The organism is Vibrio bivalvicida, assembly GCF_001399455.2.
Classification (GTDB): Bacteria; Pseudomonadota; Gammaproteobacteria; order Enterobacterales; family Vibrionaceae; genus Vibrio; species Vibrio bivalvicida.
Map to the genome: position 1 here is coordinate 30,737 of NZ_LLEI02000019.1, position 13,453 is coordinate 44,189.

The following is a 13,453-nucleotide window of genomic DNA, read 5'->3' on the forward strand; positions in this document are numbered from 1 at the left end:
TTGGTGTTTGAAAGAGGCTATGATTACCAGAAATATAGATTAGAGTCGTAATTCTATCTGGAATTTACTATTTGATGACTTTATAATTCGAGCCAATCGATTACGCAACCGTTTACTTTTTACCCTTTAGGATTCGATCATGTTCGAAAAACTGTTCAAACTCAGTGAGAACGGCACAAACGTCAAAACTGAGGTCATTGCAGGTATTACTACCTTTTTGACGATGGCTTACATCATCTTTGTCAACCCTGCGATGCTTGCCGACGCCGGTATGGATAAAGGCGCTGTATTTGTTGCCACTTGTCTTGCAGCAGCAATCGGCTGTTTTATTATGGGCTTTGTTGCCAACTACCCAATTGCACTGGCGCCAGGTATGGGACTTAACGCCTTCTTTACCTATGGGGTTGTCCTAGGTATGGGGCATTCTTGGCAGGTGGCTTTGGGTGCTGTATTTGTCTCGGGTATCATTTTTATGGCTTTGAGTATTTTCAAGGTACGTGAATGGATCATCAACTCGATTCCTATGTCACTGCGTACGGGAATCTCTGCTGGTATTGGCCTTTTCCTTGCGTTCATTGGCCTACAAAACTCAGGTATTGTTGTTGATAACCCTGCAACCTTAGTCGGCCTTGGCCACATTACCGGTTTGCAGCCAGCACTAGCGGCGCTAGGCTTTTTCCTAACTATAGGTTTGGTTTACCGCGGTGTACGCGGCGCAGTGATGATAGCGATTCTGATTATTACAGCGCTCGGTTTGATTCTAGGTGATGTTCAGTGGGGCGGTATTATGTCAACGCCACCAAGTGTTGCGCCAACCTTTATGCAAATGAATATTGTCGATGTATTTGAAGTGGGTATGATCTCGGTTGTGTTTGCTTTCTTGTTTGTCGATTTATTCGATACTGCGGGGACGTTAGTCGGTGTGGCGACAAAAGCGAATCTTATTAAAGAAGATGGCAAGCTTCCGCGCTTAAGCAAAGCGCTACTTGCTGATTCAACCGCAACATCTGTAGGTGCCATGATTGGTACATCTAGCACGACTTCTTACGTCGAGTCGACGGCAGGTGTTGCAGCCGGTGGTCGTACTGGCCTGACTGCCGTTGTAGTTGGCGTTCTTTTTCTGCTGGCGCTATTCTTCTCGCCATTAGCCGGCATGATTCCAGCGTACGCTACTGCGGGCGCCCTTTTCTACGTGGCAATTCTAATGATGTCTGGTTTAGTCAGTGTAGACTGGCGCGACCTGACAGAAGCGGCACCTGTTGTAGTCACCTGTCTACTAATGCCTCTGACATACTCAATCGCAGAAGGTATCGCACTTGGCTTTATCTCTTACGCGGCAATCAAGTTACTGAGTGGCCGCGGTCGTGAAGTGTCGATCAGTGTATGGGTGCTGTCAGCAGTCTTCATCATTAAGTATCTAGTCGCCTAATTGACAGCTAGCGGTTTCGTTCGCTAACTGTTGTCAGTTCGCTATTTTCGCCATAACAGCACATCTGTTATGGCGATTATTTTTGTTATTGGGATAAATTCCCCATTGGTATTGTATAGCGCCTGCGTTAAAATAAACGTTTGCGTAGCTTTTCCCCAGACTTGCCTGTTGCAATCGTCCAAGTTTCATTGACGTGTTGAGGGGATGCAGATTTTAAAACTATTAGGTTATTACAATGAGTAAAAAATTCATTATCACTTGGGACCAAATGCACACACTTTGTCGTGAATTGGCGGAAAAACAGATGCCAGCGGAGCAATGGAAAGGCATTTGGGCGGTAAGCCGTGGCGGTCTTGTCCCTGGAGCGATCTTGGCTCGTGAGCTGGGTATTCGTCATGTTGATACCATTTGTATTTCTAGCTACGACCACGACCACCAACGTGATATGACGGTTGTAAAAGCACCAGAAGGTGATGGTGAAGGCTTCCTAATTGTAGAAGACCTAGTAGATAGTGGTGACACCGCGCGCCAACTGCGTGAAATGTATCCGAAAGCAAAATTGATTGCTGTATGTGCGAAGCCTGCTGGTGTTGAGCTGCTTGATGATTACGTTGTCGATATTGCTCAAGATACTTGGATTGAACAGCCATGGGATATGTCGATTCAGTACATTGAGCCGATTAATCGCAAGCAAAAATAACTGATTGAACAATATAGCGACAGTTTCTTGATAAATGACCCTTTATTGGGTCATTTTTTTTATTACTATTTAATAAACGCAACTATTTAGGTCAGAATACATGCCTGAGGAAGTCAGTAAGAACCTCTCGGAGTCTCTGTTTGCTAATCATAAGCAAGCGAAAGAAACTTCTGCACTCACGCAATACATGCCAACAAGCGAAACCTTCTTAGAGGAAAAGCAAAAAGCGGATGGTTTTAAGTGGTATCGAAACTTACGCCGCCTTCAGTGGGCATGGCAAGGTCTTGACCCTATCGAGATTGAGTCAGTCCTCGCAAAAATTGCGGCCTCAAAGCATTCTCGAACACATGAGGAGTGGCTTGATACCGTGATGGGTTACCACAGTGGTAACTGGACTTATGAGTGGATAAAGCTTGGAATGCTGCATCAAAAGCGCTCTTCTGAATTAAAAGGCGAAGCTGTGGCGGATGAAATGTTCAACGCATCTTTGTGTTTTAGCATTGCAGGCTACCCTCATCTCAAAAACGATAGCTTAGCCATCCAAGCACAAGTGTTGGCGAGCAACGCTTATTCAGAAGCGGCAAATAAAACCAAATATATCGTCAAACGTATCGAAGTGCCTTATCAGCGCAAAACGATTGTTGCTCACCTCCATTTAACTAGCACTGAGAAACCACAACCTGTAGTTATGGTTACTGCTGGTCTAGATAGTCTTCAAACCGATCTGTGGAACCTGTTTAGAGATTACTTAGCTGAGAAAAACATCGCTATGTTAACCGTTGATATGCCATCGATAGGCCACAATACTCACTGGAACCTGACCGAAGATACCTCTTGTCTTCATCAGGCCGTCCTCAATGAGCTAAAAAGCCTTCCTTGGGTCGATCACCATCGTGTTGGTTTGATTGGCTTCCGTTTTGGTGGTAATGCCATGGTGCGTTTGTCTTTTATGGAACAAGAGAAAATCAAAGCTTGTGTCACGCTTGGTGCACCTATCCACGATGTACTTTCCTCCCCAGAGAAGCTGAAGAAAATGCCCAAGATGTATTTAGATGTTCTGGCTTCACGGCTTGGTAAGAGTGCGGTAGATATCCATAGCTTAGCGGGTCAATTAATGGCTTGGTCGCTCAAAGTGCAAGGGATTCTTGGAAGCCGCAAGACGCGTGTGCCAATTTTGGCGATGAGTTTAGAGCACGATCCGGTCTCGCCATACAGTGATAACCAGTTAGTCGCTTTGTTTAGTGATTACGGGAAAGCCAAGAAAATTAGTGCTAAGACAGTTACACAAGGGTATGAGCAATCCCTCGATTTAGCGATCAAGTGGTTGGAGGAGGAGCTAATTAGATGACATTTCGACTAATTTAGACAACACTTAATTATATGAGCTACCCAGACTTTCTAGTCCTAAGTCGCTCTATATAAAAATAAGTAAATGAATATGGAGATTCATTATGTCTGAACAGACGAAAAGTCCGACCCATTACCGCTTATTGTCGACACTGAGAGCTATTGGACCTTACTTGCGCGAATCGCAAAGTAAAGATGGTGCGTATTTATTTGATTGCTTGTCCGTATGCGTTAACGACAAAAAATCACCAGAGCAGCGTGAATTTTGGGGCTGGTGGTTAGAGTTAGAGCGAAATGGTGAAGCTTTTGAAGCGCGTTATCGATCTGGTCTTTACGATGCTACAGGAGACTGGCAAGCGAAATCACTACCCAAAAAAGCCGTTGAAGATGTCACTCGTACTCAAGAAGTGTTTCATCAAAAGCTAGTGGACACATTAGCCAACGAGTTTGAAATCTCCGTTAATATGCACGAAGAATCTGTCGAATTCGTCTAAATTTCTTTGCTTATCATTCTTCTTAACCAAAAAGGCGCTTTTCGCGCCTTTTCTGCTTGTGAATTTATCAGTAGATTGCTAAAACATCAGGTCTAATCAATCTTTCTCGCCAATGAAAGCGATTCTTGATTGTGATGATTTTTATTTTTTCATAGTAGAAAGGCAATGACTAAAAAAAGCGGAAAAGCACCTCAGTCTCAGACAGTGGTGGTTAAACTAGGTACTAGTGTTTTAACTGGAGGTACATTGGAATTGGATCGTGCTCATATGGTTGAGTTGGTTCGTCAATGTGCTGAGCTTAAAAAACAAGGCCACTCAGTGGTTATGGTTTCGTCTGGTGCAATTGCAGCAGGGCGTGAACATCTAGGATACCCCGCACTGCCCAACTCTATGGCGAGCAAGCAGTTATTGGCCGCAGTGGGCCAGAGCCAACTTATTCAAACTTGGGAATCACTGTTTGCAATTTATGGCCTGAAAATTGGTCAAATGTTGTTAACTCGCGCCGATCTTGAAGATCGCGAACGATTTTTGAATGCTCGCGATACCATTAATGCATTGGTCGACAATGATATTATCCCAGTAGTAAACGAAAATGACGCCGTAGCGACCAGTGAAATTAAAGTTGGTGATAACGATAACTTATCGGCTTTGGTGGGTATCTTGTGCAGTGCGGACAAACTATTGCTGTTAACTGACCAAAAAGGTCTATTTACTGCTGATCCGCGTAAAGACCCTAACGCTGAGTTAATCAAAGAAGTCAAAACCATTGACGATACGCTGCGTAAAATTGCGGGTGGTAGTGGCACCACGCTGGGGACAGGTGGCATGGCAACTAAACTGCAAGCTGCGGATATTGCTCGTCGTGCTGGTATTGAAGTAATTATCGCTGCTGGAAGTGCGCCAAACGTGGTATTTGATTCACTCGGTGAGCTGCCACACGGCACAAGATTCTTACCGTGTGCTGAAGCATTGGAAAACCGGAAACGTTGGATTCTCGCCGGCCCCGCGGCTTCAGGTGATATAGTGATCGATGATGGTGCCGTTAATGCAGTGATGGGTAAAGGTAGTAGCTTGTTAGCTAAAGGTTTAACTAAAGTCAGTGGTCAGTTTGCACGTGGTGATGTTGTTCGAGTCACCGACAATAAAGGCACCTTGATTGCACGCGGTATTGCAAGCTACTCAAGTCAAGATATGGCAAAAATCGTTGGCAAACACAGCAAAGATATTATTGGAATTTTAGGGTACGACTACGGTAATGAAGTGCTTCACCGTGATGATATGGTTGTTATCCAAGAGTAAGGAAAGAAAACGTGGAATTGATTTCAATGGGCAAAGCTGCCAAAGAGGCGGCTTTCCAACTAGCAACAGCATCTACAGCGCAAAAAAACCAAGCTTTGGCTATCATCGCTGACGAACTCGTAGCCAATGCCGAAAACATTTTAGCAGCCAATGCGAAAGATATTGCTAAAGGCCGTGAAGCGGGCCTGACGGAAGCACTGCTTGACCGTCTACTGTTGAATACTGAGCGCTTAACGGGTATTGCTAATGATGTCCGTAATGTTATTAGCCTAAATGATCCTGTTGGTAGCGAGCTAGATAGTAAAGTACTTGAAAATGGTATGTCATTGTCGCGTCGCCGTGTGCCACTAGGTGTGGTTGGCGTTATTTACGAAGCGCGTCCAAATGTGACGATCGATATTGCCGCACTGTGCTTAAAAACGGGTAACGCGAGTATCTTACGTGGTGGCAAAGAGACTTTCTTTTCAAATATGGAGCTGGTGAAGGTAATTCAATCTGCATTGGCGAAAGCCGAGCTACCTGCGGCTGCGGTTCAGTACATTGAAAAGCCAGATCGAGAGCTAGTTTCTCAGTTACTTAGGCTTGATGACTATGTGGATATGATCATTCCGCGTGGAGGTGCTGGCTTGCACAAAATGTGTAAGGAAAACAGTACTATTCCTGTGATTATTGGTGGCTTTGGCATCAGTCATATTTTTGTCGATCAAAGTGCTGATTTAGCCAAGTCTTTAGAGGTGGTAGAGAACGCGAAAGTACAGCGACCTTCCGCATGTAATGCACTCGATACACTGCTGGTACATGAAAAGGTAGCGGCAGAGTTTTTACCTATGTTAGCTGCACGCTTAAATGACAAGGTGGCATTGGTCGCAGAGCCTAAAGCTAAGGCGCTACTAAGCGATGCCAAAGAGTTACGTGATGCTGCTGAAGGTGACTTTGACACCGAGTGGCTTAGCTTTACCCTCGGCGTAAAAGTGGTGGTAGGTATTGAAGAAGCAATTGACCATATGCGCGTACACAATGCGAGCCATTCTGATGCGATCATGACTAACAGCCTTGAAAATTCAGAGCTGTTTATTAACTCAGTTGGTTCGGCTGCGGTATACGTTAATGCATCGACACGTTTTACTGATGGTGCTCAGTTTGGTCTTGGGGCTGAAGTTGCGGTTTCTACGCAGAAATTACATGCTCGCGGTCCTATGGGACTAGAAGAGTTAACCAGCTACAAGTGGGTGGGTAAAGCAAACTACTTGCCGCGCAGTTAACAAAAACTGCAAGTGATTGTTTGAAAAAGGGGCTATCTAGCCCCTTTTACTTTTGCTAGCTTTGTTTAATCCGGTAAACTGTCTGTCACTTATATGGAGGTGATATGCATTGTCCTTTTTGTACAGAGAATGACACGAAAGTGATCGATTCTCGTTTAGTAGCTGACGGCCACCAAGTTCGTCGCCGTCGCCAGTGCTTGGCATGTAGCGAACGTTTTACAACCTTTGAAACAGCAGAGTTGGTGATGCCAAGGGTGATCAAGTCGAATGGCAACCGTGAACCATTTGATGAAGATAAAATGGTCGGTGGCTTACAGCGTGCCCTAGAAAAGCGCCCAGTGAGCGCAGACGCGGTAGACGTTGCTATTAGCCTAATTAAGTCTCAGCTTCGAGCGACAGGTGAGCGAGAAGTGCCAAGCGAGATGATTGGTAATTTAGTGATGGATCAGCTCAAAGAGCTCGATAAGGTCGCTTATATTCGCTTTGCTTCCGTCTATCGTAGTTTTGAAGATATTCGTGAATTTGGCGAAGAGATCGCTCGGTTAGAGGATTAAAAACGAATCTCAATGGCAACATTTACCCCCCAAGATTTCAAAATGATGTCGCGAGCGATACAACTTGCGAAAGGCGGCATCTATACCACTCCACCGAACCCCAATGTGGGCTGCGTGATCGTAAAAAATGGTCAGGTTGTCGGAGAGGGCTTTCATTACCGTGCCGGTGAGGCCCATGCGGAAGTTCACGCGATGCACATGGCTGGTGAGAAAACTATCGGTGCGACTGCTTATGTGACTTTAGAGCCTTGTTCTCACTATGGGCGCACGCCTCCATGCGCTGAAGGTTTGATTAAAGCCAAAGTGGCAAAAGTGATTTGTGCAATGCAAGACCCAAACCCTAAGGTGGCTGGGCGCGGTATTCAGATGTTGCGTGACGCGGGTATCGACGTCGAGGTTGGTTTACTAGAGCAAGATGCCTCGGAGCTTAACCCCGCTTTTATTAAAAAAATGAAAACAGGAATGCCTTTTGTACAGCTAAAAATGGCGGCGAGTCTTGATGGGCAAACGGCATTGAGTAATGGTCAAAGCCAGTGGATAACCTCTTCGCAAGCACGACATGATGTACAAATGTTCCGCGCTAAAAGTTGTGCAATTCTATCTACCAGTAAGACCGTGATTGAAGACAATGCATCCCTCAATGTTCGCTGGGACGATTTGCCAAACAAGGTTCGAGCTCAATACGATAAGACTAATATACGCCAGCCTGCTCGAGTGATTCTCGATAGACAGCAACAGCTTAATCCCGCTTTGAAGTTATTTTCTACCCCTGGTGAGCGTATTATTGTCGCTCCAAGTGGAGACATTACCCCTAAGCTTAACGCTGATCAGCAAATCGACCTTGAAGCGACATTCAAAACACTCTCTGAGCAGCACAATATCAATCATTTATGGGTTGAAGCCGGTTCAACACTGGCAAGTAGTCTAATCAAGGACAATCTCGTTGATGAGCTAATTGTCTATCTCGCACCTAAAATTATGGGTAGCGATGGGCGTGGTCTTTTTGGCGCGCTAGGCTTGGCGTCGATGGAACAAGCCATCGATCTAGACATTCAAGATGTACGGCAGGTGGGGAGAGATATCCGCATTGTTGCCAAGTTAAACAGAAAAGAATCGTAATCATGTTTACAGGTATTGTAGAAGCAGTTGGTACCCTAACTGCGATAACGCCAAAAGGCGAAGATATCAGCGTTACCGTTGAAGTCGGTAAGCTGAATATGTCAGATGTAAAACTCGGTGACAGTATCGCCACTAACGGTGTGTGCTTAACTGTAGTTGACTACAGCGACACAAGTTATACCGCGGACTTGTCACTCGAAACGTTGCAAAAAACAGGTTTTACAGATTATCAAGCTGGTGACAAAGTTAACCTTGAGAAAGCCATGCTACCCACCACTCGATTTGGTGGGCACATCGTTTCTGGTCATGTCGATGGCGTTGGAGAGGTTGTTGAACGAAATCAGGTTGGACGCGCGATAGAGTTTTGGATCGCGATGCCGGCTGAGATTGCTAAATATGTTGCTGAGAAAGGCTCAATCACAGTTGATGGTATTAGCTTGACTGTAAACGATTTACGTAAAAATGCTTTCAAGCTGACTATTGTTCCTCATACTGGTGAAGAGACAACTATCGCTGATTTTCATATTGGGCGGAAAGTGAATTTAGAAGTTGATGTACTTGCTCGTTACATGGAGCGACTGCTAACCAGCCAACAAGAACAGCAGCCAGAGTCCCGAATTACCCTAGACTTTTTACAGCAGAACGGTTTTGCATAGAATAGTTGCTGACGACGATAAAACATATCTGCTTAAGCTATAACAATAGGAATACCAAGATGCCAATTAGTACGCCACAAGAAATTATCGAAGATATCCGCTTAGGGAAAATGGTCATTTTGATGGATGATGAAGATCGTGAAAATGAAGGCGATCTCATTATGGCTGCCGAGCAAGTGACTCCTGAGGCGATCAACTTTATGGCGACACATGGTCGTGGTTTGATCTGTTTAACCATGACTAAAGAGCGTTGTGAGCGTCTTGGTTTGCCACCTATGGTACAAGACAATAATGCGCAATATACAACCAACTTTACGGTATCTATTGAAGCGGCGGAAGGTGTAACAACGGGGATTTCGGCTGCCGATCGCTCGCGAACGGTTCAAGCAGCGGTTGCTAAAGAAGCAAAAGCGGCTGATTTGGTTCAGCCAGGGCATATATTCCCATTGGCCGCTCAAGAAGGTGGTGTTTTGACTCGTGCGGGTCACACTGAAGCTGGCTGTGATTTAGCAAGACTCGCTGGCTTAGAACCTTCTGGTGTGATTGTTGAAATTCTCAATGACGATGGCACGATGGCGCGTCGTCCAGATCTAGAAATATTTGCAGAAAAGCACAGCATCAAACTTGGTACTATTGCTGATCTCATCGAGTATCGAAATAACACCGAGACGACGATCGAACGTGTAGCTGAATGTAAACTGCCCACAGAATTTGGTGAGTTCGAGTTAGTGACCTACCGAGATACCATAGACAATCAAGTCCACTATGCATTGTGTAAAGGCGAGCTAACTGATCAGGCGCCATTGGTCAGAGTGCATTTACAAGACACTTTTACCGACCTTTTGCACAGTGACCGCAATGTCGAACGCAGTTGGACACTTGACAATGCCATGGCGCGTATTGGTAAAGAGGGAGGGGTGCTGGTTATTCTTGGTAATGAAGAGTCAACCGATCTCCTGATCCACCGAGTGAAGATGTTTGAAGCGCAAGATAAAGGCGAAGCTCCAACTTTGGCGAAGAAACAAGGGACTTCACGCCGCGTTGGTGTTGGCTCACAAATCTTGCAAGACCTTGGAGTGCACGATATGCGCTTGCTCTCTTCAACCAATAAAAAATACCACGCATTGGGTGGTTTTGGTTTGAACGTTGTTGAGTACGTTTGCGAATAACGACTTATTGTAGGGAGCTTCACTGAATCAAAACTTTAGCTGAAGCTTTCGTTCTGTTGCTTCGTTGCCTAGCAAGGAAGCGGAATTTCTTCTCTCGCTTGGAAACTTTCTACAAACCCATTTGTGCTAATTTCTATTAGATATTGCTCACAGATTTGTGCTAGAATCCGGCGATTCTCACTTGATGAACATAGTTAAAGGAAGGCTTATGAAAGTGATCGAGGGTGGCTTCCCAGCGCCAAACGCAAAAATTGCTATCGTTATTTCTCGTTTCAACAGTTTTATTAACGAAAGTCTATTGTCTGGTGCAATCGATACTTTAAAACGTCATGGCCAAGTTAGCGAAGATAACATCACAGTAGTTCGCTGCCCAGGTGCAGTAGAACTTCCACTTGTTGCTCAACGCGTAGCTAAAACAGGAAAATTTGATGCAATTGTATCTCTTGGTACTGTTATTCGTGGCGGTACTCCGCATTTCGACTATGTTTGTAGTGAATGTAACAAAGGTCTTGCGCAAGTTTCTCTGGAATACAGCCTTCCAGTTGCATTCGGCGTACTCACCGTTGATACAATTGACCAAGCAATTGAGCGCGCAGGAACCAAGGCTGGTAATAAAGGTGCAGAGGCTGCACTAAGCGCACTTGAGATGATAAACGTTCTTTCAGAAATCGATTCCTAATGGGGGCCAGTGTGAAACCAGCCGCACGTCGTAATGCACGTCGATTCGCTCTACAAGCGATCTACTCTTGGCAAATTACTAAAGAAAATGTTGCTACAATTGAGGAGCAATTTTTGTCTGGTGGTAAGTATGATGAAGAAGAACATCATGCTGCAGAACCAGCACTTTCTACTCCTGACACAGACGTTGCATACTTCCGTGACCTACTAACAGGTGTTGTGCTAAGTCACACCGAGCTAGATTGTAAGATTCGCCCATACACAGCACGTCCAATGCAAGATTTGGACATGATGGAGCTAGCATTGCTTCGTCTTGCGATGTATGAAATGACTCGTCGTGAAGATGTCCCTTACAAAGTGGTTATCAACGAAGCGATTGAACTTGCAAAAGTATTTGCAGCAGAAGAAAGCCACAAATTCGTCAATGGTGTGCTAGATAAAGCGGCACCGCACGTACGTAAGAAATAATCGATTCAGATTATGAAAAGGTCAGCAATTGCTGGCCTTTTTTATAGCCTAAGCCAATTCAGAAAAATAAAGATATGTCAGGTGAGTTTAATTTAATCGACAAGTACTTTGTTGGGCGCCAAAGTCAGCGCAAAGATGTAATACTGGCCGCTGGTGATGACTGCGCACTAGTGAAAGTCCCTCATAATCTCTCTGTTGCCATTAGTACGGATACTTTAGTTGCTGGCACGCACTTCCTTTCCAGTGCCAATCCCGCTTGGGTGGCACATAAAGCGTTAGCCTCTAATATTAGTGATTTAGCGGCAATGGGAGCAACACCGGCTTGGGTTTCTTTCGCCCTAACCATGCCAAAGCCTGATGAAGCGTGGTTAGCGCCATTTTGTGATGCGTTTTTTGCACTGGCAGATTACTACGGTATTCAGTTGATAGGTGGCGATACGACGAAAGGTCCGCTGAGCTTAACGTTAACCGTACAAGGTTTAGTGGATGCCGATAAAGCACTGCGACGCGATGGGGCACGAGTTGGTGACTGGGTTTATGTAACAGGATATTTAGGCGATAGCCAAGCAGGGCTTGATGTCATTCTTGACCCAAGCTTAGGTAACAAACCGAGTGCGGAGGAGCTAGAAAAGCGTCACTATTTATCGAATCCAAGGGTTTTAGTCGGTCAAGCATTACTTGATTTAGCGAGTGCTGCAATTGATATCTCCGATGGTGTTATCTCTGATATCAAACATATTTTGCAACGTTCTCACGTTGGTGTAAGTCTTGACGTTTCTACTTTACCTGTCTCTAATGAACTGGTTCAGTTCTTAGGCTCTGTGCCTCATGCTCAACAGTATGCGTTGTCGAGTGGTGAAGAGTACGAGTTATGTTTCACTGTGCCAGAACGAAACAAAGGCTCTATCGAGAGTGCTCTGGCTCATTGTGGCACTAAGATTACCTGTATAGGACAGATTCGCCCTAAGGGGACGTTCGAACTTCACAACCATGGCCAACCGATTGATTGGGATCTGAGTGGCTACGATCACTTTAAGTAAACAGTACTGACTATGACTAACCCTTTATCACTTATCTCTTTAAAAAATCCTTGGCATTTATTGGCGACGGGGTTCGGCAGCGGATTATCCCCCGTCGTACCGGGCACCATGGGTACGGTAGCGGCTATCCCTTTCTATTTGCTGCTGGTGCAACTGCCATTGCCACTTTACATTGTTGCAGTGGCTGTTTCTTGTATCGTTGGTATTAAGATCTGCCAAGTCACCTCAGATGATATGGGCGTGCACGACCACGGCTCAATTGTCTGGGATGAATTCGCAGGTTTTTGGATTACCATGTTGGTGGTGCCTATATTTAACTTGTCGGCAACGGACTGGAAGTGGCTAGTCACGGGCTTTGTTCTGTTTCGTTTCTTCGACATGGTTAAACCTTGGCCAATTGGCTGGCTAGATAAGCGGGTTCATGGCGGCTTGGGTATCATGCTCGATGATATCGTTGCTGGCGTTATGGCGGGTGTGGCTCTCTATCTAGTCGGCAAATACGCAGGCTGGCTGGTTTAAGGCCGATCTGGAAACGGCGTAAAGGCCTCGTCATTCCATAGACTGACGCAGGAAGGAGTAGGGAATCTCGTAAGATGTTCTACTCGTTTCAGAGCTCCCCAACTCGTTCGTTCCTCACTCTTGAGGATGACGACAATACAAGAAGGGTTAGCACTAGTGCTAACCCTTCTCGCTTCTCGAACCCCGAATCGCGGCGTTCGTTATTTAAGCTTATCTAAATCCGACTCAATCTCAGCAATTTTACTTGAGACGACTTTCTCAAGATGGCGTAGATCCGACAAAATCTTCTCTTTAATGTCGATCTCTGCAGTCTTCACTGGTTTAGTTATCTTATTAAGTTCGTCGATGACTAAAGTCAGGTTGCGGTTTATTTCAGTGACTTCTTTATAGCTGTGACTGCCGCTATCGACAAGCACATTTTTTACCTGTCGCGGGTATTTGAACTTGACGCTTTTCGCAAACAACTCACCTTTTTGCTTACGAAAATAGATCTTTAACACATCCTTGTGCGCTTCTTGGCGAAGGGAATAGCGCTCAATTTGTTTAGGATCGTGTATACCTAAACCTGTGAGGTGTGGATACATAGGCTACCTCTATTGTGTTGCAGTAATTATCCCCACCCCAAAATGAGCAGGGAATGAACAATTCACTATTAATGTAGCAGCCTATGATCGTGGTAGACAGTGCTTTTTTTTTCAAGTTAGTAACTTGTGGTCGAG

The 13,453-nt window shown here is 45.1% G+C and carries 15 protein-coding genes; 14 read left to right on the top strand and 1 reads right to left on the bottom strand.

The window, feature by feature from the left end; all coding sequences use genetic code 11:
* Window positions 1-139 precede the first annotated feature (139 nt).
* From APB76_RS04535 to pgpA, 14 genes are all read left to right on the top strand, one after another.
* Window positions 140-1,429 carry an NCS2 family permease gene (locus APB76_RS04535; protein ID WP_054961985.1) on the top strand — a complete coding sequence of 430 codons (1,290 nt, stop codon included), beginning with the start codon at window positions 140-142 and terminating at the stop codon, window positions 1,427-1,429.
* A gap of 235 nt (window positions 1,430-1,664) precedes the next feature.
* Window positions 1,665-2,129, top strand: a complete 465-nt coding sequence (gene gpt, locus APB76_RS04540) for a xanthine phosphoribosyltransferase (RefSeq protein WP_049842821.1) — start codon at window positions 1,665-1,667, stop codon at window positions 2,127-2,129.
* Window positions 2,130-2,229: 100 nt separating this feature from the next.
* On the top strand, window positions 2,230-3,477 hold the full coding sequence (gene frsA / locus APB76_RS04545; protein WP_049842820.1) for an esterase FrsA: 1,248 nt from the start codon (window positions 2,230-2,232) through the stop codon (window positions 3,475-3,477).
* Between the two features lie 103 nt (window positions 3,478-3,580).
* Window positions 3,581-3,970 carry a sigma factor-binding protein Crl gene (gene crl, locus APB76_RS04550; RefSeq protein WP_049842819.1) on the top strand — a complete coding sequence of 130 codons (390 nt, stop codon included), beginning with the start codon at window positions 3,581-3,583 and terminating at the stop codon, window positions 3,968-3,970.
* Between the two features lie 165 nt (window positions 3,971-4,135).
* The gene (gene proB, locus APB76_RS04555; protein WP_054961984.1) at window positions 4,136-5,269 is read left to right on the top strand and encodes a glutamate 5-kinase; all 1,134 of its coding nucleotides are present in this window, start codon (window positions 4,136-4,138) and stop codon (window positions 5,267-5,269) included.
* An 11-nt stretch (window positions 5,270-5,280) separates the two neighbouring features.
* Window positions 5,281-6,531: a glutamate-5-semialdehyde dehydrogenase gene (locus APB76_RS04560; RefSeq protein ID WP_054961983.1), complete on the top strand. Its 1,251-nt coding sequence runs from the start codon at window positions 5,281-5,283 to the stop codon at window positions 6,529-6,531.
* A 104-nt stretch (window positions 6,532-6,635) separates the two neighbouring features.
* Window positions 6,636-7,085, top strand: a complete 450-nt coding sequence (gene nrdR, locus APB76_RS04565) for a transcriptional regulator NrdR (protein WP_049842816.1) — start codon at window positions 6,636-6,638, stop codon at window positions 7,083-7,085.
* A gap of 12 nt (window positions 7,086-7,097) precedes the next feature.
* On the top strand, window positions 7,098-8,204 hold the full coding sequence (gene ribD, locus APB76_RS04570; RefSeq protein ID WP_054961982.1) for a bifunctional diaminohydroxyphosphoribosylaminopyrimidine deaminase/5-amino-6-(5-phosphoribosylamino)uracil reductase RibD: 1,107 nt from the start codon (window positions 7,098-7,100) through the stop codon (window positions 8,202-8,204).
* Between the two features lie 2 nt (window positions 8,205-8,206).
* Window positions 8,207-8,860 carry a riboflavin synthase gene (locus APB76_RS04575; protein WP_049842814.1) on the top strand — a complete coding sequence of 218 codons (654 nt, stop codon included), beginning with the start codon at window positions 8,207-8,209 and terminating at the stop codon, window positions 8,858-8,860.
* Window positions 8,861-8,919: 59 nt separating this feature from the next.
* Window positions 8,920-10,029, top strand: coding sequence for a bifunctional 3,4-dihydroxy-2-butanone-4-phosphate synthase/GTP cyclohydrolase II (gene ribBA / locus APB76_RS04580; RefSeq protein WP_054961981.1), 1,110 nt, complete (start codon window positions 8,920-8,922; stop codon window positions 10,027-10,029).
* Between the two features lie 208 nt (window positions 10,030-10,237).
* Window positions 10,238-10,708, top strand: a complete 471-nt coding sequence (gene ribH, locus APB76_RS04585) for a 6,7-dimethyl-8-ribityllumazine synthase (protein WP_004415274.1) — start codon at window positions 10,238-10,240, stop codon at window positions 10,706-10,708.
* On the top strand, window positions 10,708-11,175 hold the full coding sequence (gene nusB, locus APB76_RS04590) for a transcription antitermination factor NusB (protein WP_049842812.1): 468 nt from the start codon (window positions 10,708-10,710) through the stop codon (window positions 11,173-11,175). Before ribH ends, nusB begins: the two co-directional genes overlap by 1 nt.
* A gap of 74 nt (window positions 11,176-11,249) precedes the next feature.
* On the top strand, window positions 11,250-12,215 hold the full coding sequence (gene thiL / locus APB76_RS04595) for a thiamine-phosphate kinase (protein WP_049842811.1): 966 nt from the start codon (window positions 11,250-11,252) through the stop codon (window positions 12,213-12,215).
* A 12-nt stretch (window positions 12,216-12,227) separates the two neighbouring features.
* Window positions 12,228-12,734 carry a phosphatidylglycerophosphatase A gene (pgpA, locus tag APB76_RS04600; protein WP_054961980.1) on the top strand — a complete coding sequence of 169 codons (507 nt, stop codon included), beginning with the start codon at window positions 12,228-12,230 and terminating at the stop codon, window positions 12,732-12,734.
* A gap of 200 nt (window positions 12,735-12,934) precedes the next feature.
* Here pgpA and APB76_RS04605 read toward each other — a convergent pair whose 3' ends face one another.
* A complete protein-coding gene (locus tag APB76_RS04605; RefSeq protein ID WP_049842809.1) occupies window positions 12,935-13,318 on the bottom strand; it encodes a DUF3461 family protein in 384 nt (127 codons plus the stop codon).
* Between the last annotated feature and the right edge of the window lie 135 nt (window positions 13,319-13,453).